The sequence below is a fragment of the Collinsella sp. TF05-9AC genome, assembly GCF_003438495.1.
Classification (GTDB): domain Bacteria; phylum Actinomycetota; class Coriobacteriia; order Coriobacteriales; family Coriobacteriaceae; genus Collinsella.
The window spans coordinates 1-23,149 of record NZ_QSSH01000017.1; the positions used below are offsets into that span (position 1 = coordinate 1).

The following is a 23,149-nucleotide window of genomic DNA, read 5'->3' on the forward strand; positions in this document are numbered from 1 at the left end:
AATCTTTCCGCAGGACGGAGGAAGCCCCCGCCGCACGAAGTGCGCAGCGGGGGCTTCCGACATGTCCGAGGACGATTGTGGGGCTAACGGGCAGGGGCCCGCCGAGCCAAGTTAGGCAGCCGGGCAGATCTTCTTGAAGAGCTCGATGACGTCGTCGAGCGTCGCCTCGCGCGGGTTACCCGGGAAGCAGGCATCGGCCATGGCGTCCTTGGCCAGGACCTCGATCTCGTCAGCCTTCATGGCCTCGCAGACGTGCGGGATGTTCACGTCGGCAGAGAGCTGCTTGACGGCGGCGATAGCAGCATCGGCAGCCTCGTCGGTGCTCATGCCCGTGGTGTCAACGCCCATGGCAACGGCAACCTTGGCCAAGCGCTCGGCGCAAACCGGCTTGTTGAACTCCATGGCGATCGGCAGCAGCATGGCGCAAGCGACGCCGTGCGGGGTGTCGTAGTGAGCGGACAGGGTGTGAGCCATGGCGTGGTCGATGCCCAGGCCAACGTTGGAGAAGCCCATGCCGGCGACATACTGGCCAAGGGCCATGCCCTCGCGGCCGGAGCCGGGCTGGCCGGACTTGGCCTCGGCGACGGAGTCACGCAGGTTCTCGCTGATCAGCTTAATAGCCTCAAAGTGGAACATGTCGGAGAGCTCCCAAGCGCCCTTGGTGGTGTAGCCCTCGATGGCGTGGGTCAGAGCGTCCATGCCAGTGGAAGCGGTCAGACCGGCGGGCATGGAAGCCATCATGTCGGGGTCGACGACGGCGACCTCGGGGGCGTCGTTGGTGTCGACACACACGAACTTGCGGACCTTCTCGGGGTCGGTGATGACGTAGTTGATGGTCACCTCGGCAGCGGTACCGGCGGTCGTCGGCACGGCGATGGTGAACACGGCGTGGTTCTTAGTCGGAGCAACGCCCTCGAGGCTGCGGACGTCGGCGAACTCGGGGTTGTTGATGATGATGCCGATGGCCTTAGCGGTGTCCATGGAGGAGCCGCCACCGATGGTCACGATAGCGTCAGCTTCGGCGGCCTTGAAGGCCTCGACGCCGTCCTTGACGTTCTGGATCGTGGGGTTGGGCTTAATCTCGGAGTAGAGGCTCCAAGCGATGCCGGCAGCGTCGAGCTCGTCGGTCACCTTAGCGGTAACGCCGAACTTGACCAGATCGGGGTCGGAGCAGACGAAGATCTTCTTGTAGCCGCGACGCTGGAGCTCGCCGGGGATCTCCTTGATGGCGCCGGAACCATGATAAGAGATGGTATTGAGAACGAAACGATTAGCCATTGATAGCCTCCCATCGTGTGCGGGGCACCCATTACGCCCCACGCTATGAGTCCCATCCTAACGCTTTTGAAACAAAAATGCATGAGAACGTCAAAAGTGTTAAAGCGTTTCAACACAATAGCGGAGCTCTAGTCCTCCCCTCCCGACAGCAGCGAAGACTGGATTATGGGAGCGATCGCCCATAGAATACGACCAACTCAGTCTATAAATTGTTTCTGTTTTAGCAATATATGTTTGACAATACGTTTATAAAAGAATACTTTAGAGTAAATAAACAAGCATGCAGCAAATAGCGTCATTCATTTTGTTAGAAATTGCCCATGCGGTTATTGCAGCTGCATGTACTGCAACGTACAGCGTAATTCTCCGCACGAAGCAGAAGACGGTTCTAATTCGATCGAGGCGATGACACGTGATGGCTACTGGTCCTAAATCGAACAAGACGGCTACAAACGAATATCGAATCTCAATTGAAGGTAACCCTTATCCGCATACTCTGGCTCTCATCAACCCAGCGGGAGACAACCTCAACATCAAAAGACATGGGTTCACGGGTCCACTAGGACAGCTATTAAGTCTTAAATATACCGTTTATGACGATGCAAATGAAGAACTCTTTACTGTCGTCGACGGTGGTTTTAGTAACATGCCCAGGGTTGCGCTCATCATCGAACACAAGGAAGTTGCGGTGTTCGATTATGGCCTAAACAGGCTTGAGATGAAGTGCGTAACGAACATACCGAATTACACAATAAAAGGTAACTTCCTATTTGGAGATTACGATATATTCAGCCAACGGAAAGTGAAGCTATCTTCAGTTATCGTCCTTCAATGTGATAAACAATCGTGCTTTAGCATACAGGTTTTGGATAAAGCCGAATTAGCCGCCGCGATTGGAATACCCACAGCCATTGCCCTACTTAGGGCTCGGATTGAAGAGCATCTCGAATAAATCGCAAAATGCAGTTCGTAACAACATTCAGGAGCTAGATAGTTTTTCTGGCTCCTGAATGTTGTTACGAACATGCACCTTAGCGCTTAAGACTCGCGGTCTGCCAGTCAGCTATGATGCGGGCCCATTTCCTGTGCAAGTCGCGCTCGCGGTCGATGAACATGATGGCAAACGCGACAAACAGCAGCAAGCTCGCCACGACGATGGCGTGCAGGCCCATGCGCTCAATACACCAGTTGCCCAACACGGCGCCAAACACAAAGGTAAAGATCACGCCAAAGTACAGCAGGCCGTTTTCCAAAAAGCCGCGCCTGTGGGTGATGATGTAATCGTCCACGTTTTGCAGCGCGTTGCGCAAGTTGCCGATGCACATGGTCGTAGCGATGCCGTGACCGTGGATCTTGCGGAAGCTCTCGACCTGCATGCCGCAGGCAAACGAGGTGAGGCAGTTGGCGAGCAGGTTGAAATTGCCGCCCGGGATAAAGCTCACGCCCAGCAAGATGACGGCTTCAAAGAACACCGTCACCTGACGCCAGTGAATCACGCTGCCAAACCGCTCGTGTACCAGATCGGCAAGCATAATACCCACGGCAAACGACACCACAGGGAAGAAGTAGCGCTCCGCAAGTGCCCAGTTGCCCTCCGAGATGCTCACGCCCACGAGCAGGATGTTGCCTGTCTGCGCGTTGGCGAAAACATGATCGCGCCCAATGTACGAATACACGTCCATAAAGCCACCGGCGAGCGCCAAGATGATGCCCAGCTCAATAGACTCCGATATCTGTTTGGCACGCTGCATCGTCGTGCATCCTCCTTGTTGACGACTCTCTCGTGCGTTGGCGGAAACATAGCCGCCGTTCATACTGTAACCCATTGACAACATGGCATGGGCGCGAGACGGGTTCCCCAACGCGCAGATACACAGTCTGGAAACAAACAACACACGCATCGACGCGCCGATCCGCCAGCCCATGTACTCCACCAGTCTTTTTAGCGCCGTCCCAAAAAGACTGGTTACAATTACGTGCAGCATACTAACAACGGGAGGAATCGTGGCAAAAAAGCCCCAGGACGCTCAGCACAACCAGCACGGCAAGCATGCCCAGCGCGGCCAACAGCAAAAGCGCGGCGGCAAGGCCCAGAGCGGCCACGCCACTCATGCCCCGGCAGCGCCCGCCCGTCCCTGGCGCCCGGGCCGCGATAAGTTCCTCCCTGTCAGTCGCGCCGACATGGATGCGCGCGGCTGGGACCAGTGCGACTTTGTCTACATCTGCGGCGACGCCTACGTGGACCATCCCAGCTTTGGCATGGCCATCGTCAGCCGCGTCCTCGACGCGCACGGCTACAAGGTGGGCATCATCTGCCAGCCCGACTGGACCGACCCCGCCAGCATCACCGTGCTCGGCGAGCCGCGCCTGGGCTTTCTCGTCAGTGCCGGTAACATGGACTCCATGGTCAACCACTATTCGGTGACCAAGCACCGCCGCCACACCGATGCCTATACCCCCGGTGGCGAGGAGGGGCACCGCCCCAATCGCGCCGTCACGGTCTACGGCAACCTCATCCGCCAAACGTTCAAGGATGCCCCCATCATTATCGGCGGCATCGAGGCAAGTCTGCGTCGCCTGGCCCACTACGACTACTGGCAGGACAAACTCAAGCGCTCGGTACTGCTCGACTCGGGCGCCGACATCCTCATCTACGGCATGGGCGAGCACGCGATCGTCGAGATCGCCGACGCGCTCGACGCGGGACTGCCCGTCGATCAGATTACCTATATCAACGGCACCGTCTACCGCACCAGCTCGCTCGACGAGGTCTACGACTACGACCTGCTGCCCAGCTGGGACGACCTTGTCGCCGACAAGCTCAACTACGCGCGCAGCTTTAACGTGCAGCAGCAGAATATGGACCCCATCACCGGGCATCGCCTGGTAGAGCCCTACCCCAACAGCGTCTATGTGGTGCAAAACCCGCCGTCGGCGACGCTCACCACCGACGAGATGGACGAGGTGGCCGAACTCCCCTACGCACGCGACTGGCATCCCGACTACGACGCGGCGGGCGGCGTGCCGGCCTTTGCCGAGATCAAATTTTCCATTAGCTCCAACCGCGGCTGTTTTGGCGAGTGCTCGTTTTGCGCCCTCACCTTCCACCAGGGCCGCGTGCTGCAGATGCGCAGCCACGACTCGATCATGCGCGAGGCCGAGCTACTCACGCACGACCCCGAGTTTAAGGGCTACATCAACGACGTGGGCGGACCGACGGCCAACTTTAGCCGCCCTGCCTGCGACAAGCAGCTCAAGCACGGCGTGTGCAAGAACAAGCGCTGCCTGTGGCCGAGTGTATGCAAGAACATGGTGGTCGACGAGAGCGGCTACACACAGCTGTTGCGCGACCTGCGCCAGCTGCCGGGCGTCAAAAAGATCTTCGTGCGCAGCGGCATCCGCTTTGACTACACCATGGCCGATGCCTCGGACGAGTTTTTGCGCGAGCTGCTGGAGCACCATGTCTCGGGCCAGCTGCGCGTAGCGCCCGAGCACGTGAGCGACGCGGTGCTGTCCGTGATGGGCAAGCCGAGCCGCGCCGTCTACGATGCATTCTGCCGTAAATTTGAACGCTTGAATCGCGAGTATGGACTCAAGCAGTATGTGGTGCCGTACCTCATCTCGAGCCACCCCGGCTCGACCATGAAGGAAGCCGTGGACCTTGCCGAGGCCGTGCGCGACATGGGCTACATGCCCGAGCAAGTGCAGGACTTCTACCCCACGCCGTCCACCATGTCGACATGCATGTACTACACCGGCGTGGACCCGCGCACCATGCAGCCGATCTATGTGGCGCGCGACCCGCACGAGAAGGCCATGCAGCGCGCGCTCATCCAGTATCGCAAGCCCGAAAACTACAAGCTCGTGCGCGAGGCGCTGGAAAAGGCCGGGCGTCGTGACCTGATCGGCTACACCAAGCATTGTCTGATTCGTCCCGTGCCGCCACGCCCGGGCGAGACGTCTGCCGGCGGTGGGCATGGCACCGGCAAGAAGGGCGGCAAGCCGCACGGTGGCGCCGCCGGCAAGGGGCCCAAGGGCAGCAAGGGCCACGGCGGCATGTCGCGCGCACAGAACACCGCGGGCCGCAACCGTGCGGCGCAGGGACGCCAGGGCGCCAACGGAGGCGGACGCCGCAACTAGCGCGGCGAGGGCCAGCCGGCGTCTCTTGGCCAGCCGGCGCCCCTTCATCGGCCCAGGCGTGATTTCCCTAGGGGGAACACGCTCAGACACGCCTAGCCGTGTTTTCCTTAGGGGAATCACATTTACTGACGGGAGCGAGCCAGCTGGCACGTCAGCTTGAGCGACCGCATCGCCTCTACCAGTACGAAACCGGCGATGGCAACCGTGATTATCACGTCGAGCGGCGTGTTCACAAACCACAGCAAACCCATGAGGTACGACCCGGCGTTAAAGGCAAAGTGCAGCAGGATCGTGTAGCGGAGCTTTCCGGTCGTCACGAGCACCCAGCCAAAGACCAGACCGGCGGCGCCGGCGTAGCAGCCCTGCACCCAGTTCATATGCATAAAGCCAAAGACCGCCGCCTGCAGCACGATTGCCGCGGCGACGCCCCAGGTACTCGGGGCCGCCCAGGGCACCATGGCGACGTCTTGCGCCCGTGCGCGACGCCGGCGTTTCCAGAGCGGACGGCACTGCGGGTTAAATGCTCGGAGCGAAAACTCAAAAATGATACCGCGCACCAGCAGTTCCTCGCAAAACGGAGCGCCGAGCACCGTGGTCAGGACGGCCAGATAGCTCGTGTCGCCCATGCCCGTCTCCTCGACAAGTTCGCTATAATCGGCCGCCGCCTCGGGCAACAGCGACAGCACGGCGTCGGTCACGTAGCCAACGACCACCTGCAGGGCCAGGCCAATCACGATAACGCAGACGATGCGTTTCCACGCCCCACGCGCTCCCCCGCCAAGCGGGCGCTCGCCCTGCCAGCGCGCCATAAACGAACGCGGCCACAGATAACGCCACCACAGCAGCGCCATCAAAAACGATGCTGTCTGCGCGACGGCCTGAAGCAATTGAATGTCGAGGTCATCGATCGAAAAACCCATGAACACCGATGCGACGCCAAGGGCGGAAAACAGAACCACGCTCGGGGCTATATCGGCAGCAACAACGCCAAAACAGGCAAGCGCCCAAATCATCGCATTGAGCATGCCAACCTCCTCCCGACGACTAGTCATTGGGAACGTTCTTTAACGACTAGTTGTTGGGGACAGTCTTTACCAAAGGCCCCGCTGGGCGAAATGTCGAACGGAAAGGTGCCGCAGCGATTGAAGGCGGCGATGAACATGCGGATGGCGTTGGACGGCGTGGTGCCTACGAGTTGGGTCGCCGCCGCGAAGGCCGCCTTTTCCTCGGGCAAGACCTTCGCGACAACCGGGGTCATGTGTTCTGCCATGGCGCTTCCTTTTTGAAACGACGGTGGTGCGGATAGATGCGGGCCACGCGGCTGGGCGACGGGCTGTGAAGGCAACCCGATTGGCCCGCATCTGGAGTTTGTTTTTACGGCGTTGGTATTACTTGGTAATCCTAAGTATTACCCCGCAGATAGAATACCACACCCGACCCCATTGGGACGGAGGAAAACGAATCATTTTGTTGCTGAGTAAGTATTTAGAGCGTGATGATGTCCGAGATATCGAGGGCCTGAGCGTCGGCGACATCGTGCGTGGCAAGCAGGAGCATGCGGCCATCGAGCAGGTCGAGCACGACCTCGGCGCATGCGTCGCGCGCAGCGGTATCTAGACCGGTAAAGGGCTCGTCCAGAATCACCCGTCGAGGGGTCCCGCGAGATCAAATAGGCGCTTCCGGCGCGTATGCAGCCACCCCGGCTTGCTGAAAACTCCCGAAAATGCACGGCGCGCCCCGGGGGACAAAAGGGCTCCGAGCAAAAACATGCCCGGAGCCCTCTGGTCGCCTCGCCTTACCGCGCGACGCGTGTGTTACTTGCGCTTGCCGCCGCCGTCACCGGGGCGACGGGAGCTGCCGCCGCGCTTGCCGCCACGGCTGTTGCCATAGCTGCCACGGTTATCGCGACCGCCGGCACGGCCGCCACGGGAACCGGCCTGGTTGCCGCCGCGACCACCACGGTAGCCGCCGCGACGCTCTTCGCGGGTATCGTCGTAGTTGCGCCAATCATCGCGACGATCGCGGCTGGCACGCGGATCACGGCGATCGCGCGACTCACCAGAACGGCCGGCGCCGCTGCGCCCGCCATTACCGCGAGCACCCTCGCGACGCTCGCCGCCACGGCCGCCGCGCTCTTCAAAGCGCTTGCCGCCACGGGACTCACCGCTGCGGGCGCTACGCTCACCACGGCCCTCGCCGCCGCGACGCTCGTCACGGCCACCGCGCTCGTCATTGCGACCGGAACGACGACGGTTGCCCGCACCACGCTTGCCGCTACGCGAGCCACGGCCCTCGTCCTCGCGCTCAACACGGCGACGACCGCCGCGGTCCTCGTCCTCGCGACGACGGCGGTGTGCCTCGCCCTGGAACTGCTTGGCTCGACGCTCGGCACGGTTGCCGCGCGGAGCCTGCTCGGCAGCACCGGCACGCTCCTCGGCAGCCACCTCGCGTGCCACGCTCTCAACGGCCTCATCCACGCGAGCCTGGACGCCCTCGCGCACGCGGGTCTTGCCACCGCGCTTGGGACGGCTCGGACGCTCGCCGTCGCCACGACGCTCATCGCGGCCGCGGTTGGAACGACCGGCAACATCACCGTAATCGTCGCCGTTGCGCTTGCCGTCGCGGCGCGCCTGCTCAAGCTTCTTTTTGCTCTTGGACTTGCCGCGCTTGGTCTTTTTCTTCACCTTAAAGGCAGCAGGATCGCGCTCAGGGTCAACAGCAGGCGGGTTGGGACCCACATGCAGATCGCCGGCTTCGTAAATATCGGCCGTCTTGTCCATGAGTTTCTCGATCTCGTAGAACTCATCGACGTCCTGCTCAGTCACAAACGTAATGGCCCAGCCCAGCTCGCCGGCGCGGCCCGTGCGGCCAATACGGTGGATGTAGTCGGTCGGCTCGGCCGGCACGTCAAAGTTCACGACGTAGCGCACGTCGCTAATGTCGATGCCGCGGGCGAGAACATCGGTTGCCACCAGCACGTCGACGGTGCCGTCGCGGAAGGCCGAAAGGGCACGCTCGCGCTGGGCCTGGCTGCGGTTGCCGTGAATCGCAGCGGCTTTGATGCCCTTGCGCTCCAGACGACGGCAGCAGCTGTCAGCACGGTGCTTGGTGCGCATAAAGACGATGGTGCGCTCCGGGCCCTCCTTCTTGAGGAACTCGGGCAGCAGGTTGTTCTTGGCCTCGATGGACACCGGGAACACAAACTGGTCGACGGTGTCGGCGGTCGACGTGGCGGGCGCGATCTCCACGCGGGCCGGATCGCTCACCAGGTCGGTGATCTCGCCCACGGCCTCCTCGTCGAGGGTCGCCGAGAACAGCAGCGTCTGGCGCTCGGCCGGCGTCTCGCGCACGATGCGGCGAACGGCGGGCAAAAAGCCCATGTCGAGCATGCGGTCGGCCTCGTCGAGCACCAGCACCTTGACCTCGTTCAGGTGGCAGGCGCCCTGCTCGATCAGGTCGACCAGACGGCCCGGCGTGGCAACTAGGATGTCGCAGCCATACTTGAGCGCCGCGGTCTGGGGCTTGTAGCTCACGCCGCCCACTACGGTCACGGCAACATGGCCGGTGACGTCGGCAATCTTGCTGGCGACCTCGTCGATCTGCTGGGCGAGCTCGCGCGTGGGGGTGATGACGAGCATCACGGGGCCGCGGCCGTTGCCCTCGGGCTTCTTGGCGCCGCGACGGCGATTGCGACCGCCACGCTCGCGCACGGGCTTAGGCGGAGCGATGTGCTCCAGGTTGTTCATGGTCGGCAGCAGGAAGGCGGCCGTCTTGCCGGTGCCGGTCTGAGCGGCGGCAAGCAGGTCGCGACCCTCGAGCACCACGGGGATGGAGCCGGCCTGGACAGGCGTGGGCGCCGTGTAGCCCAGGTTCTCGATGGCACGAAGCATCTCGTCCGAAAGTCCCAGCTCGTCAAAGGCGGGCAGGTTCTCGGTCGCGGACTCGACGGTCTCGGCGGCACTGGCCTCGTCGGCAGCATCGAAGGCAGCCTGAGTCATGGCCTCGCGGGTCTCGTCCAGAATCTCGGCGTCCGTGACGTCGGATACAGAATTACGCATATGTTGTTGTTCCTTATCTGCACGCACTATGGGCGCGGCATGCGGCCGCGCGGGCGTGCTTGGTAGTGCGCTAATACATACAAAACAGGTGCGCACAGAGAGGACGTTGCTCAGCACGCTGGCGATCGCTTTGGCAGCCCTATCACGCGCCGTCCAGACGCAGCAGCTCTAAGCGATGGAGCAGATTCGCCGCCGGTTAGTATACCCGTGCTTCGCATGCCCCCACGTAAACCACAGATGACGAGGTGGACGAGGCGGGCCCGGCTGATTGTCTCAATCTGTAACAGTTACGGGGCAAATCTTCCTCTACGTGTTACAGATCGAGACAAACAGTCGACACGGTTCACAAACGTCTCAATCTGTAACAGTTACCGAGTAAAATCGGTCCTTATTGTTATAGATCAAGACAGAGGGGGATTTCCGTCCAGTCCAAACCAAATCTCTCGGTCTTCCTGCAATTTCGAACATGTGGCCTATAATGTTGCTTTGGTTACGCTACATATTGCGCAGCCATTTAATACGTCGCCCACCGGGGGCCATTAATTCCTATCGCCTTATTGGCTAGGAAGCAATCAAAGGAGGTATCCGTGGCAGCAGAGACACCTTGCTCGGTCCTCTATAACGATATTCGCTCGTTCGGCGGTCTTAGACATCTCGAGATCGCCCGAATGCTCATCAATGGAAACTCTTATCTCGGCAGTACCCTGCTCGAGAAATGCTCTTCCAACCGCTCGTATCTCACCCGTTACATCGTCCATCGCGAGCCTGACCAGTGCGCGCCCGCCATCTACAGCGACTTTGCCGTCACCACGCTCAATCTTTCCGCGGCAATCTGCAGCAAGCTCGGCGGCGGCGAGTCCGCCTATCAGGCAATCGCCGAGCACTATCGCGGCCCGGCCGCCAACGAAATGATGTCGGCTCTCGCCAGCTACAAGTTGGACAGCCGCCTATATGCAAATGCCCTCAATCACATCGACAACTTTGACGGCAATGCCGCGCGCGAGAAGAGTACGCTTTACCTTATGCTCTTTGTGGCAACGGGGGCGCTCGCCGACCCCATCCAAGGCGTGGCCACCGTCGAGCGCTTTTGCGACAGCAAGACAGGCGGGCACTTTGGCACCACCGAAACTACCGTCGGACGTGGCTTTATGAGCAGCCTGGAGCAGCCGCGCACTGTCGCCCCCAACCTCGGTCTGCTCAGAACCCATGCCGACAACTGCGCCGACATGCAAATCCATCCCCTCACACGCAATCCGCGCGGCACGGTAATTGGGTCCTTGCCCAAAACCTCGCCCAGCATCACCGATGTGGGCGCCGACGCATCGCGCGAGCATCTCCGCATTTGGCTCGAAGGCGGACACTGGTACGCCCAGGGCCTTGGGTCGACCAACGGCACAGTGCTCGAATCGGGCGCGGGCGACGGCGATATCGTAATCGAGCCGCCGCGCGACCAACGCGAGCCCGGCAAAGTCTATCCCCCCGTGGAAATCGCCAACAGCGACAGGCTCCATCTGGGTCTCTACACGACATTCCTTGTCATTGTGGACTAGCACGGACGGCAATCGGAAGACGGTCGCCGTCCGTCTTACGTCTTCTACCTTCTGCGTCGTAAACGACAATGCTCAGCGGTATACGTGGGCAGTGCGACTATCATGGTACTTTACCGATATCCGCACTGCTCACGTATACGTGCGGCAACCCATGCCAGACAAAGGAACGCCATGGATACTACCGATAGCGCCTATGGCGACAAACTCGTCCGTCTCGATACGTTCGATACCGCCGTGGCGGTCGACCCCAGCGCCGAGGACGACGCCAAACGCCGGTTTATGACACTTATTCTCCAGACGGCCTACCGCAACAACGGCAACATCGGGCACGTGCTGCGCGCGACCAACACGAGCGGCGAGGTCTTTGCCGTCAAGCTGCTCAAGGACAACGCCATTCTCTCTCGCCAAGCCCCCGACCGCTCCGCCGAGCAATCGGCAGCGCACCTGGCCAACACCGCTGCGCTGTTTGAGGAGTACCGTCATCTGTGTACCGTCTCGCACCTGCGCGGATTTCCGCGCGTCTATGGCTATGGATCGTGCGAGGATGACCCGCTCATCCTCATGGAGTGGGTCGAGGGCACCTCACTCAAGCAGGCGCTGCCCCTGCTTCCTCACGACGCCTCGGGCGGGCTGACCACCCAGATGGTCGCCGCCGTCGGAAACGCCGTGCTTCGTGCGCTCTTGATGACCCAAGGCCTCGTGAATCCGGTCGTCCATCGCGACCTGTCGCCTGCCAATATTATGTTCCGCACCACCAGCCGAACGCTCGAGCAGCAGATTGCCGATTGCTCCTTTGACCCCTGCCTCATCGACATGGGCTCCGCGACCATGGCTCTCGGCGACGACACGATCACCCGGCGCGCCGACATCTGGCGCTTTGCCACGCCCGCATACGCCGCGCCCGAGATGCTCACGCAGGATATCGAAGGCATCGCGGCCCTTCGCCGTTCGCCGGCAATCGACGTCTATGCGCTTTCGAGCATTCTGTACCAGCTCTACAGCGGTCGCAAACCGTTTGACTTTGAGTCGACGGACGCCGCTGCAACCGGCTCGTTCTATCTCGTAAAGACCAAGACCAAGCCGGCACCGCTCGAGCCGCGCTGCGAGGGCGATGAAGCGCTCGTCCAAATCATCATGAAGGGTCTCTCAGTCGAGCAGTGCGATCGTCCCACCGAACAGCAGATGCTCGAGGTGCTCTCGGCATACCTCACCGATGCCGAATCCGAGGGCCGCGAAGGTGCAGGAAACGAGGCCGCAATTGATATCGATTCTGGCACGCACCTTAAGGTCGACGTCGCCGGCGAGCGCGCGCGAGAGATCCTGGAGCAGGCCCGGCACGATGCCATGACCCGCCGCCGCTTTATTATCGGTGGCGTCGTTGCAGCCGTTGCGGGGCTCAGCGTTATCGGGGCGGCAACCCATGGCTTTGGCATCCCCGACTACCTGGACGGCATCCGCGGTTCACTTGGCGACTACACCTGGGACCAGCTGCAGGAGATTTCGCTCAAGATTAAGGCCGCCGAGACCCGTAGCGAGGCACGCGAGATTGCCAAGCGCTACCATCTGCTCGACGCCGATGGGCATATCCCCTATCCGTGTACCAAGCGCGTGAAACTCACCAACGGGCTGGAGGTCGGCGCGCAGCTTGTGGGCATCCGTCACGATGAACTTCTGGACGGGACGGGCAAGGCCGGGCTGACGTTTATGTTCGACGCGGGTATTGCCGAGCGCAACGCTGCGACTGAACCGCCGAGCGCCGGCTGGGCAGATTGCGAGCTGCGGGAATGGCTCAACGGCGACGGCCTTAAGCTGCTGCCCAACGAGTTGCGCGCGCTCATTAAAGGGGTCAAGAAGGTCTCAAACAATGTGGGCGCCGCCAACAGCGCATCGTGTCTGAGCGAGTTGCCCGCAACCCTTTGGCTGCCCGCCATGGTCGAGCTGTGCGGTACGCAACCGCCCGAGTCATTTGCCGAGGGCTTTCACTACCTGGCCGACATCTACAACGGCGAGGGCAAGGAGTATCAGCTCTTCCGCGAGCTCAAGGTAAGTCCGTATACCACGAACGAGATGTTGGTTCGCCAGTGGAAGGGCAAGGACACCTGTTGGTGGGAACGAACGGCGAGTCCCGACACATCGGAGAGCGAAGGCACACTCTATATGAACCGCGTGGGACACGACGGCGACGTCTTTACGTACGCAACGCCTGCGGAAAAGCCAAACAAGCGAACCTGCGTGATCCCCGGATTCTGTATCTAGGCGGCGGGAGTCTTGCCGTGACGGGACCCCACCCCGGCAATTGTCTTGGTCTGTAACACTAGCTCGGCAGATACAGGTCTAGATGTTACAGAACGAGACAAATCTCAACCCCACGAGACAACATCTCAATCTGTAACAGTAAGGGTCCAAAAACCTCTCTAGATGTTACAGATCGAGACATTCGAGTTGACCCCGGACGGTTTGTCTCGATCCGTAACAGCAACTCAGCAAAAACGGGTCTAGTTGTTACAGATTGAGATGTTGGCCGGACGGTCCGCTGCCCCGGCAGTCAGTCTCCTTCTGTAACGAAATGTCATACATTTCCATCTCCGCTGGACACCCCCAGGGGGTATGGGTGTATAGTATCGGCAGGTTAACATTTCTGACACTACGCCACAGAAAGGAGAAGCCATGGCTCAAGATAAGTTCGACGTGGGCGGCATGACGTGCGCCGCGTGCCAGGCGCACGTGGACCGTGCCGTAAGCAAGCTCGACGGCGTAGAAAGCGTCGCTGTCAATCTGCTCGCCGGTTCCATGATGGTCGACTATGACCCCGCGCAGGTCTCTCCCGACGACATCTGCACCGCCGTCGACCGTGCGGGCTACTCGGCCTCGCCCGTCAGCACGGGCACCGACACCGCCAGCTCAAACGGCAGCACACAAGTCAGGTCCGGCGCCGCCCACATGGAGTCGCCAACCAAAAAGTTGGAGGCTGCCGCCTCTGCCATGCGTACTCGTCTCATCGCCTCGATCGTATTCCTTATCCCACTGTTCTACATAGGCATGGGGCACATGCTCGGCTGGCCGCTGCCCGGCATTTTCACCGACCATACCCACAGCATGACGCTCGCCCTCACCGAGCTCGTCCTGCTCATCCCCATCGTCTATGTCAACGACGCGTACTTTATCAATGGGTTTAAATCGCTCGCGCACGGCGCGCCCACCATGGACGCCCTCATCGCCGTGGGCGCCACCGCCTCCATCGTCTGGTCGTTCTACGCCATGTTCATCATGGCCGACCAGCTAGCCGCGGGCCAGGTCCACGAGGCAATGATGACGGGCATGGACAATCTGTATTTTGAGAGCGCGGGCACGATCCTGTCGCTCGTCACCGTGGGCAAATACCTCGAGACGCGCAGCAAGTCCAAAACCGGCGGCGCCATCGAGGCGCTCATCGACCTGGCGCCCAAGACCGCGACCGTCGTTGCCGATGACGGCACCGAAACCACCGTGGACGTCGACAGCATCCTTCCCGGCCAGGTGCTGCGTGTGCGCCCCGGCGAGTCCATCCCTGTCGACGGCGTGGTGCTCGAGGGCGCGTCGGCCGTGGACGAGAGCGCGCTCACCGGCGAGTCCATCCCCGTAGAAAAGACCGCCGGCGACACCGTCAACGCCGCCACGGTCAACCGCACCGGATCGTTTACCTTCCGTGCCACACGCGTGGGCGCCGACACGTCGCTTGCCAAGATCATCCAGCTCGTCGAGGACGCCAACGCCACCAAGGCGCCTATCGCCCGCCTGGCCGACAAGGTCGCCGGCGTGTTTGTGCCCGTGGTGTTTGCGATCTCGGCCGTGACCTTCGTGGCGTGGATGGCGCTGACCGGCAGCGTGAACGAGGCACTCACCTCCGCCGTGGCCGTGTTGGTGATCAGCTGCCCGTGTGCGCTGGGTCTGGCCACGCCCGTCGCCATTATGGTTGGCACCGGCAAGGGCGCCGAGATGGGCATTCTGTTTAAGAGCGCCGAGGCGCTGGAGAATCTGCGCAACGTGGGCACCGTGGTACTCGATAAGACCGGCACCGTCACCCGCGGCAAACCGGCTGTGACCGACATTGTGCTTGCCGCGCGCGCCGACGGCTCGCCCGCTATGAGTGAAAAGGCGTTACTGAAGCTCGCTGCCGCGCTCGAGCGCCCGAGCGAGCACCCGCTGGCAGAGGCGATTATGGCCGAGTGCGAGGCGCGCGGAATCGTGGCGCGCATGGTCGAGGACTTTGCCGCCGTGCCCGGTCGCGGCGTCACGGCGCGCGAGGGGCAGAATGTCATCGCAGCCGGCAACGTGCGCCTGATGAACGAGCTGGGCGCGAAGGTTCCCGCCGGCCTTGCCGAGCAATTTGCCACCGAGGGCAAAACGCCGCTGTTCTTTGCCAAGAACGGCGAGCTTGTCGGCACCATCGCCGTGGCCGACGAGGTCAAAGAGACGAGCGCCGAGGCCATCGCCGCAATGCGTTCACTCGGCGTCGATGTGCGTATGCTCACCGGCGACAACCGCGTGACGGCCGAGGCCATCGCCCGACGCGTGGGGCTCACCAGCGAGCAGGTTATCGCCGACGTTCTTCCCGCCGACAAGGAACGCCACGTGCGCGAACTGCAGGATGCGGGCGGCAAGGTCGCCATGGTGGGCGACGGCATCAATGACTCCCCCGCCCTGGCGCGCGCCGACGTGGGCCTTGCCATCGGCACCGGCGCCGATATCGCCAAGGAGGGTGCCGACGTGGTGCTCATGCGCAGCGACCTCATGGATGTTGCGCGGGCCATCGAGCTTTCGCGCGCCACGATTCGCAACATCAAGCAGGACCTGTTCTGGGCGCTGTTCTACAACGGCATCGGCATTCCACTCGCCGCGGGCGTGTTCTTCCCGCTCACCGGGTGGCAGCTCTCGCCGATGTTTGGCGCCGCGGCCATGAGCCTGTCGAGCGTATGCGTTGTAAGCAATGCGCTGCGCCTACGAACCTTTAGGCCCAAGACGGCACGCTGAGGCACCCGACCTTGCCCCTCAACGCGCCTTTAAGATGACTCCGTTCACGACTAAACTGTCAGATAATCTCAATCGATAAGGAGACAACCATGAATTACACGATCAAGACTTCCGGCCTCATGTGCGGCCATTGCGATGCCACCGTCGAGACCGCGTTGCTCAACGTGGTCGGCGTGACCGATGCCGACGCCGATCACGAGACCCAGACTGTCCAGGTGGAGTGCGCCGACACCGTAACCGCCGAGCAGCTCGCCGCCGCCGTCGAGGGCGCCGGCGAGAAATTCCATGCCCTGTCCGTAACCGCCGCGTAGCAGGCGCCACCTGCCCCCTCAGAAGTTGCGGTGAAATACGGACTGTTGAGCCGCCCTAGGCCCTTAAACAGTCCGTATTTCACCGCAACTTCTGAGGGGCATCCGGAAGATCGACCAGAAACGAGGACCCGCCATGATGGCAGACCATAAATCGGTGACCCGCATGCTCAAGACGGCACGCGGTCAGATCGACGGCATCCTGCGGATGGTCGAGGAGGACCGCTACTGCGTCGATATCTCCACGCAGCTCATGGCCACACAGGCGCTCCTCGCGCGCATTAACGCCGACGTGCTCAAGGCGCATATCGAGGGCTGCGTGACTTCGGCAATCGAATCGGGCGACGAAGACCTCAAAGCCGCCAAGCTCGCCGAGATCGAACGCGTCGTCGACAAGCTCTCCAAGTAATTGGTGCAAGGGGGACAGGTACGTTTGCGCCACCTTGGTGCAGATTTACCTGTCCCCCTTGCACCAAAAGGGGTATAAAGGCGTGCAGCATATCGAACGAAAGGCAATTCGCATGAATGACTTTATGAAGGGTCGCAATGGCGCTGACGAGCTCACCATCGTAATGGGTTTTGCCGGCATCATCATCGCGATGATCGGATCGATCGCCCGCATTCAGTGGCTCAGCTGGATCGCCATCGCCGTCATCGTGATTGGCGTGCTGCGCGGCCTGTCCAAAAATATCGATGCACGTCGCAAGGAGAACGACGCCTTTGTCGCCGCGACCGCCAGTGTTCCCGGCTTGGGCAAGTTCGTCGCCAGCTTGGGCGGCGGGGCCGCAGCGGCCAGCACCTCACGCGCGGCCGGCACCAGTAAGGAAGACTTTGAGCGTGCCAAGCGCACGGCCAAGAAGATGTGGAAGGGTCGCAAGACCACGGCATACCTCAAGTGCCCCAACTGCGGCCAGATGCTCTCCGTCCCCAAGGGCAAAGGTAAGATCCGCGTCACCTGCCCCAAGTGCCACGCCAAGATGGAAACCCGCTCCTAGCGCCCGCACGCGGGACAAATTAATCAGGTTTGTTTGTCCCAAATCTTAAGTATTTGTTCGATAAAAAAAGCCGAGGCCTCGTGTTGAGACCTCGGCTTTTTGTATACGGCAACGGAGCTGCACCTTTGTCACCTCTACGCCACACCGTCGCGGGCCAGCTCCTCGGCCAGCGCTTCGGCAGGCATGGCCATAATCGCGTCGAGCTCGGCGTCCACCTCGGGAATACGCTTTACCTTGAGCTTGCGTACCAGATCACCGCGACACATCACATGTATCGGCTCACGCAGAGTGCACAGGTCATCGAGCGGATTCTTGCGCGTCACCAGGATATCGGCGGCCTTGCCGCACTCGATCGTGCCGGTCTCGCCGCCCAGCCCCAGGAGCTCGGCATTGACCTGCGTGGCCGTATGCAGCGCAAAGGCGTTGCTCACGCCCACGTACTTGGCAAAATAGGCCACCTCACGCCACATGTCGTACTGCGTCACGAACGGGCAGCTCGAATCTGTGCCAAGGCCCACCTTAACGCCAGCTTCCAGCGCCGCACGAGCACTCTCGATAATGCCCGAGCACACGATGTCGCCGTTCTTCTTTTGCGTATCGGTCGAATGAGTCTTTTCCGGGTCGAGCAATACAAACGGCAGCGCCGGGCTGATAGTGCAGGTAACGCTGGGCGCACGCCCCTCAAGCTGCGTGCCCGCGGCGCCGCGGTACAGTTCCAAGATCTCGGGAGTCATCGGGGCACCGTGCTCGATCGTATCGACGCCGGCCTCAAGCGCGGCCTTCACGCCTTCGGTGCTCTCGACATGAGCCATAACCGGCAGGCTCACCTCGTGCGCCGCCTTGCACGCCGCCGTGGCAACCTCCACCGGCATACGCAGCACGCCCGGCTCGCCCACCTCGGTCGCATCGAACACGCCGCCCGTTACGAATAGCTTAATGACGTCGGCACCGCGCGCATACAGGTCTCGCACCTGCTCGGCTGCCTCGACGGGGCTGTTGGCCACCTGGGCGAACAAGCCCGCGCCATGGCCGCCCGGCACCGTGACGCCCGTTCCCGGCGCTACCAGGCGCGGCCCCTGATACTTGCCGGCGTCGATGGCGTCGCGCACGGCGATGTCGGCAAACAGCGGGTCACCTGCGCCGCGCACCGTGGTCACGCCGCTTGCCAGCTGCTGCTGGGCGCTACCTTTGAGGATATGGCGGACGATGGCGCGGCCCACGGGATTATCGAGCTTCTTCATCAGAGCGCCCGCATCGCCTGCCGAGACCGGCTTGCCCGAGCCGCACAGATGCACGTGCATGTTGATGAGGCCCGGCATGAGATACGCGCCGCCCAGGTCGATGACCTCGGCACCCGCCGGCGCCTGCGCCACGGCACTCGGCCCCATCCACGTGATGACACCGCGCTCAACGGCCACGGCCATGTCGGGCTGCGGCTCCATATGTTCCGAACCATCCAGGACGGTCGCATTGATAAACAACGTGGAACGATCGGCAGACGCCATATCGAGCTCCTCCCCCTCAGAAAACTTGAACATCTGTCCATTATTATCCAGCGCGGCAGGATTGCTGCGGACATATCGGTTAACGGAGGGAAGAGGGGATGTGGGGGGACGGAATACGTTGCAGCCCCACCCCAGCAACATCAGGGGAATGTCTCGATCTGTAACAGGTACAGGGTTATTGGGCCCCTTGATGTTACAGATCGAGATCTTTCGGCAGCCGCCAACCTTCCGTCTCAATCTGTAACAGTTACGAGGCCAAACGGTCCCTTGTTGTTACAGATCGAGACAAACTCGGCAGGAACAACCACATTCGCGTCAGTTGCACCCCTTAGCACCCATACCACTGGCGTCTCCATTCCTCAGCCAGATCGGCCCGCTGTGGAATTCCCGCCAGTCTCATCTTTTCAGCCAGCTTTCCCGGGTTCTTGAGTTCATCAAATGTAAACCGAAGCACCTTGTGCCCGAGCATTGTCAGATGAGATTCCCGCTGACGCTCTGCCACGAATGGATCGACCGACTCCCGATCCCTACCATCCTGCAGGGTATACTTTCCCTTCCCGTCAAGCTCGCCGATGACACATGTCCCGTCCTCGAGCCTCCAGAAATAATCAACCCGAAACACCTGGCTCGAATCGAGCGGATCGCGAAACTCCACCTGCAACTCCGGAACCGGAAAGCCGTATGCAATAAAGAACGCTCGGAACCGAGACTCGCCGCCGTTTTCGGACAGTCCGTCCGCATACGACGCAATCACCTGCGCTCTGCGATACCCGCGCCTGCCCTCGCAATCGGCGCGGAGGCGCTCGCACAAATCCCCACGTGATACACCTTTCGCCCGCAGTGCAGAATCGGCAATCGCCAACCCGTACGAAAACGGCGCACGCAGCAAGCAATCCTCCACCGTGCGCCAAAACGACGTCACCCGCACGCCATCAACACGCTCGAGCGCGCCCGCCATCTGCGGACGCAACAACCTGCACCCGCTGCTCAACGTCACCGAACAACCCGTCTTAACAAGAAAACGCGGCCCGAGCAGGTCATTCGGCACCTCCAGACCCCACAAAAGTGCCGCGTCATAACCCCAAAACGCCCAATCGGGATGAAATTCCGCAAGCCCTTTGATAGTCCTCAGCGCTCGCTCCGCCGGCGTCAATGCATCCCAATCATGCTGAAAACAGAACAGGTACGGCTCGGGCTCCGCGATATCGTCGGTTCCAACATGGCGTCGCAGCCACATGAGCTCGGTATTGTCATGCGTTGCGAGCAGCGCACCTTGCTTGGCCGTCTCCGTGAGCCGCGTGAGCATCCTATTCCGCGCCAACGTGTTGCGAGTCGCATGTTTGTGTTTGAGAACGGTATTAGGCACTTTCATCACCACCACGTCAGACAAATGGACCATCGTCACCGTTGCCTCCGCTGGCAAATGTCTTGATCTGTAACAGGAAGACCGATTTTTGGCCGCTAGATGTTACAGATCTAGATCTTTCGACACCGCGTCCAACCTTTGTCTCAATCTGTAACAGGTAGGTCGAATTTGGGCCTGTAGATGTTACAGATTGATACATTCCCCCAACCAGGTGCCAAACGTCTCGGTCTGTAACAGTTAGACGTTCTCCAGGCCCCCAAACGTTACAGATTTAGACAAACCAGCGGCACCCAAGCGTTCGTCTCGATCTGTAACAGGTAGACCGGTTTTTTGTCCCTAAACGTTACAGATCGAGACAAATAGACACGCGGCGGCGCTGCGACAGCCCATCCCCTACTCCCACTCCTGCTCGTAGATGTTGAGCGACTTTACGTAGCGCCCCTGGGCACCCATGATGTCGCGGACCAGGCGCAAAAAGAAGCTGATACACGAGGTGTCAAAGCCATCCTGCAGGTCCTCCGGATGCACCGCACCCGGTCCATCGACCGCCGTGTCACTCAGGCGCGCGATGTCATACAAATAGAGCTGTCCCGCCGTCAGCCAGACATCGTCGACGCAAGCGAGGCGCACCGCAATCGCGCCGTCGCTCCAATGCTCCTTTTGCACGATATGCGGGTCGTAGACATCAAAACGTCGATCGGTGCGCGCATCCTTCAGCTCAACCATGCCAGTCGCGGGGTCCTTGTCCAAAATGCCAAAGCGCGAGAAATACTGCGTGTCGCGTACCTGCTCGAGCCGCTTGAGCGAGGCAGGCGAAAGCGATGCCGGCCTCTCGTCAACATACAGCTCGAGCAGCGTCTTGCCATGGCGATAGGGGCGCTCGAAGAGCAGCCAATCGGTAAATGCCATGTTGTAGGCCATGTTTTCGTTTTGCGAAGGCTCGGTGCAATAGCTGAGCCAGGGGTCGACGATAATCTCGAACTGCTCGCGCGCCGACTCCAAAAACTGAAACTTCCGCAGCATCCAAAAATGGGCCATGTCGGCAATATCGTTGCCGACGGCTTCGGCTAGCTGCGCTCGGTCTAAAGCGTGGTCAGTCATGGCATCCTCCTCAAACTGATAGACCTCAATTTAAGCTTACGAGGAGGGTGGTCGGCCACGACCAGCGCGGGCAAAATAGGCCTCCGGCTGCAAACCAGATGCTGACCAAGCACTTGACGAAAAGCTTGACCGAAAATGCGCACCGCAACAAAACCGCAGGTAAACATAGACGGCAAACCCGTCCTTTTGAGCCAAGCGCCCCCGGCCATCACAGAAACAGCAGAGCGCCACAGCTCAAGAAGACGCCGAATGGACACTCGCGCGTCGACAAACGGGCAAATCGCTCACAAAGAGTGTCCCCAACGACTAGACAAAAAATGACTAGTCATTGGGGACGTTCTTAAATAACTACTTTACAGCTCCAGCGCATCGGCGACTTCGGCTGCGCAGGCAAGGGCATCGGCCATGGCGTTCACCACGAGCGAGCTGCCGTTGCGGGCGTCGCCGGCCACATATACCGGCGTGGCATCGGCGGCGACACCGTCCGTGCGAGCCGCGAGGTGCGAACCCTCGACAGCCATCACGGGCAGCGGACGGCCAGCGGTGGCGACAGGCACGCGAACAGCGTCGAACACGCCATGCTCGGGACCGGTAAAGCCGCAGGCGATGAGCACCAGCTGCGCCGGCACCTCGTGCTCGGAGCCCGCGATGCGCTCCGGCTTTCCCGCCGACCAGTCCAGGTCGACCACGCGCAAACCCGCAGCCGCGCCCTTCTTGTCCAGCAGCACCTCGAGCGTATCCACGCCCCAGGCACGCATCTCGCCACCCATGGCAGCGATGGCCTCCTGCTGGCCGTAGTCGGTCTTCTTCACGTTGGGCCACTGCGGCCAGGGGTTGCTCGCCGCGCGCTTATCGGGCGCCGCCGGCAAGAACTCAAACTGGCGCACGCTGCGCGCACCCTGGCGCACCGCGGTACCCACGCAGTCGTTGCCGGTATCACCGCCGCCAATGACCACGACATCCAGACCACGCGCGTCAATGGCAGGCTCGCCGCCGTCGAGCACTGAGACGGTCGAGGCCGTCAGATAGTCCACGGCGTACACCACGCCCGGAGCGTCAATGTTCGCAGCCGAAAGGCCACGCGGAGCACGGGCGCCGGCAGCCACCACGACGGCGTCAAAGTCGTCAAGCTTGGCGGCAACCTTAGGATCGCTCACGTCGGCACCCAGTTCAAAGACAATGCCCAGCTCACGCATGAGTGCCACGCGACGCTCGACCACGGACTTCTCGAGCTTCATGTTGGGGATGCCGTACATGAGCAGGCCGCCCGGACGGTCGTCGCGCTCAAACACCGTCACGCGGGCGCCGCGGCGGGCGAGCTCCCACGCGGCCACCAGGCCAGCAGGGCCGGAGCCCACCACGGCAACCGTGGGCGCGCCCTCCCCCGCCGGCTCAAAGCGGCGCGGGCCGCCGTTGGCCCACTCGTGGTCGCTGATCGCACGCTCGTTGTCGTGAATCGTCGTGGGCTGGCCGTCGACCGAGCCCAAGTTGCACGCGGCCTCGCACAGCGCCGGGCACACGCGGCTCGTGAACTCGGGCATGGGTGAGGTGAGCGACAGACGCTCGGCCGCCTCGTCCCAGCGGCCACGATACACCAGCTCGTTCCACTCGGGAATCAGGTTGTGCAGCGGGCAGCCACTCGGGCGCGCCTTGCCAAAGCTCGCGCCCATCTGGCAAAACGCCACGCCGCACATCATGCAGCGGCTCGCCTGAGCACGGCGCGCGTCGTCGTCGAGCTCCACGTACAGCGGATCGAAATCGCGGCTGCGCTCCTCCACAGGGCGAAGCTCGTGGGTCACGCGATCGATATCAAGAAAAGCACCGGGCTTACCCATGGC

The 23,149-nt window shown here is 61.4% G+C and carries 18 protein-coding genes; 8 read left to right on the top strand and 10 right to left on the bottom strand.

The features are described 5' to 3' along the window. Positions 1–111: 111 nt before the first annotated feature. Positions 112–1,278, bottom strand: coding sequence for a lactaldehyde reductase (gene fucO, locus DXC52_RS05925; RefSeq protein WP_022094861.1), 1,167 nt, complete (start codon positions 1,276–1,278; stop codon positions 112–114). Between the two features lie 412 nt (positions 1,279–1,690). Between fucO and DXC52_RS05930 the strand changes: the two genes are divergently transcribed. Continuing rightward, positions 1,691–2,230 (top strand): hypothetical protein, encoded by a 540-nt coding sequence (locus tag DXC52_RS05930; RefSeq protein WP_147330601.1) that lies wholly within the window; start codon positions 1,691–1,693, stop codon positions 2,228–2,230. A 79-nt stretch (positions 2,231–2,309) separates the two neighbouring features. On the opposite strand, the gene DXC52_RS05935 is transcribed toward DXC52_RS05930, so the two are convergent. After that, entirely contained in the window at positions 2,310–3,029 is a 720-nt protein-coding gene (locus DXC52_RS05935) for a YoaK family protein (RefSeq protein WP_117746541.1), read from the bottom strand. A gap of 253 nt (positions 3,030–3,282) precedes the next feature. On the opposite strand from DXC52_RS05935, the gene DXC52_RS05940 reads away from it, so the two are divergent. Then, the gene (locus tag DXC52_RS05940) at positions 3,283–5,418 is read left to right on the top strand and encodes a YgiQ family radical SAM protein (protein WP_233504881.1); all 2,136 of its coding nucleotides are present in this window, start codon (positions 3,283–3,285) and stop codon (positions 5,416–5,418) included. A gap of 122 nt (positions 5,419–5,540) precedes the next feature. Here the strand turns inward: DXC52_RS05940 and DXC52_RS05945 are convergent, their stop codons facing one another. From DXC52_RS05945 to DXC52_RS05955, 4 genes are all read right to left on the bottom strand, one after another. Continuing rightward, complete coding sequence (locus tag DXC52_RS05945; protein WP_158554599.1) at positions 5,541–6,443, bottom strand: CPBP family intramembrane glutamic endopeptidase; 903 nt, start codon at positions 6,441–6,443, stop codon at positions 5,541–5,543. A gap of 23 nt (positions 6,444–6,466) precedes the next feature. Next, positions 6,467–6,688, bottom strand: coding sequence for a hypothetical protein (locus DXC52_RS05950; RefSeq protein WP_117746544.1), 222 nt, complete (start codon positions 6,686–6,688; stop codon positions 6,467–6,469). Positions 6,689–6,903: 215 nt separating this feature from the next. After that, positions 6,904–7,062: an ABC transporter ATP-binding protein gene (locus DXC52_RS09990; protein WP_158554600.1), complete on the bottom strand. Its 159-nt coding sequence runs from the start codon at positions 7,060–7,062 to the stop codon at positions 6,904–6,906. A gap of 170 nt (positions 7,063–7,232) precedes the next feature. Continuing rightward, the gene (locus DXC52_RS05955; protein WP_117746545.1) at positions 7,233–9,476 is read right to left on the bottom strand and encodes a DEAD/DEAH box helicase; all 2,244 of its coding nucleotides are present in this window, start codon (positions 9,474–9,476) and stop codon (positions 7,233–7,235) included. A gap of 587 nt (positions 9,477–10,063) precedes the next feature. Between DXC52_RS05955 and DXC52_RS05960 the strand changes: the two genes are divergently transcribed. The 6 genes from DXC52_RS05960 (at position 10,064) to DXC52_RS05985 (ending at position 17,339) form a co-directional block, all read left to right on the top strand. Further along, positions 10,064–11,026: an FHA domain-containing protein gene (locus DXC52_RS05960; protein WP_117746546.1), complete on the top strand. Its 963-nt coding sequence runs from the start codon at positions 10,064–10,066 to the stop codon at positions 11,024–11,026. 171 nt (positions 11,027–11,197) lie between these two features. Continuing rightward, entirely contained in the window at positions 11,198–13,282 is a 2,085-nt protein-coding gene (locus tag DXC52_RS05965) for a DUF6273 domain-containing protein (RefSeq protein ID WP_158554601.1), read from the top strand. Positions 13,283–13,693: 411 nt separating this feature from the next. Next, positions 13,694–16,036 carry a cation-translocating P-type ATPase gene (locus DXC52_RS05970; protein WP_117746548.1) on the top strand — a complete coding sequence of 781 codons (2,343 nt, stop codon included), beginning with the start codon at positions 13,694–13,696 and terminating at the stop codon, positions 16,034–16,036. Between the two features lie 89 nt (positions 16,037–16,125). Next, positions 16,126–16,347, top strand: a complete 222-nt coding sequence (locus DXC52_RS05975; protein ID WP_117746549.1) for a heavy-metal-associated domain-containing protein — start codon at positions 16,126–16,128, stop codon at positions 16,345–16,347. 133 nt (positions 16,348–16,480) lie between these two features. Then, positions 16,481–16,753: a metal-sensing transcriptional repressor gene (locus DXC52_RS05980; RefSeq protein WP_022094020.1), complete on the top strand. Its 273-nt coding sequence runs from the start codon at positions 16,481–16,483 to the stop codon at positions 16,751–16,753. Between the two features lie 112 nt (positions 16,754–16,865). Continuing rightward, positions 16,866–17,339, top strand: coding sequence for a hypothetical protein (locus DXC52_RS05985; RefSeq protein ID WP_117746550.1), 474 nt, complete (start codon positions 16,866–16,868; stop codon positions 17,337–17,339). A 134-nt stretch (positions 17,340–17,473) separates the two neighbouring features. Here the strand turns inward: DXC52_RS05985 and DXC52_RS05990 are convergent, their stop codons facing one another. From DXC52_RS05990 to DXC52_RS06005, 4 genes are all read right to left on the bottom strand, one after another. After that, complete coding sequence (locus DXC52_RS05990) at positions 17,474–18,844, bottom strand: amidohydrolase family protein (RefSeq protein WP_117746566.1); 1,371 nt, start codon at positions 18,842–18,844, stop codon at positions 17,474–17,476. A gap of 328 nt (positions 18,845–19,172) precedes the next feature. Next, positions 19,173–20,249, bottom strand: coding sequence for a hypothetical protein (locus DXC52_RS05995; protein WP_147330602.1), 1,077 nt, complete (start codon positions 20,247–20,249; stop codon positions 19,173–19,175). A 354-nt stretch (positions 20,250–20,603) separates the two neighbouring features. Further along, complete coding sequence (locus tag DXC52_RS06000; RefSeq protein ID WP_117746552.1) at positions 20,604–21,311, bottom strand: hypothetical protein; 708 nt, start codon at positions 21,309–21,311, stop codon at positions 20,604–20,606. A gap of 353 nt (positions 21,312–21,664) precedes the next feature. After that, positions 21,665–23,146 (bottom strand): glutamate synthase subunit beta, encoded by a 1,482-nt coding sequence (locus DXC52_RS06005; protein ID WP_117746553.1) that lies wholly within the window; start codon positions 23,144–23,146, stop codon positions 21,665–21,667. Between the last annotated feature and the right edge of the window lie 3 nt (positions 23,147–23,149).

Excerpts from the sequence above, each read along its gene's own strand:
- DXC52_RS05955 (WP_117746545.1), bottom strand. The coding sequence starts at position 9,476 with ATGCGTAATTCTGTATCCGACGTCACGGACGCCGAGATTCTGGACGAG.
- DXC52_RS05935 (WP_117746541.1), bottom strand. The coding sequence starts at position 3,029 with ATGCAGCGTGCCAAACAGATATCGGAGTCTATTGAGCTGGGCATCATC.
- DXC52_RS05945 (WP_158554599.1), bottom strand. The coding sequence starts at position 6,443 with ATGCTCAATGCGATGATTTGGGCGCTTGCCTGTTTTGGCGTTGTTGCT.
- DXC52_RS05965 (WP_158554601.1), top strand. The coding sequence starts at position 11,198 with ATGGATACTACCGATAGCGCCTATGGCGACAAACTCGTCCGTCTCGAT.
- DXC52_RS05975 (WP_117746549.1), top strand. The coding sequence starts at position 16,126 with ATGAATTACACGATCAAGACTTCCGGCCTCATGTGCGGCCATTGCGAT.
- DXC52_RS05980 (WP_022094020.1), top strand. The coding sequence starts at position 16,481 with ATGATGGCAGACCATAAATCGGTGACCCGCATGCTCAAGACGGCACGC.
- DXC52_RS06005 (WP_117746553.1), bottom strand. The coding sequence starts at position 23,146 with ATGGGTAAGCCCGGTGCTTTTCTTGATATCGATCGCGTGACCCACGAG.
- DXC52_RS05985 (WP_117746550.1), top strand. The coding sequence starts at position 16,866 with ATGAATGACTTTATGAAGGGTCGCAATGGCGCTGACGAGCTCACCATC.
- DXC52_RS05990 (WP_117746566.1), bottom strand. The coding sequence starts at position 18,844 with ATGGCGTCTGCCGATCGTTCCACGTTGTTTATCAATGCGACCGTCCTG.
- DXC52_RS05950 (WP_117746544.1), bottom strand. The coding sequence starts at position 6,688 with ATGGCAGAACACATGACCCCGGTTGTCGCGAAGGTCTTGCCCGAGGAA.
- DXC52_RS05970 (WP_117746548.1), top strand. The coding sequence starts at position 13,694 with ATGGCTCAAGATAAGTTCGACGTGGGCGGCATGACGTGCGCCGCGTGC.
- fucO (WP_022094861.1), bottom strand. The coding sequence starts at position 1,278 with ATGGCTAATCGTTTCGTTCTCAATACCATCTCTTATCATGGTTCCGGC.
- DXC52_RS06000 (WP_117746552.1), bottom strand. The coding sequence starts at position 21,311 with ATGACTGACCACGCTTTAGACCGAGCGCAGCTAGCCGAAGCCGTCGGC.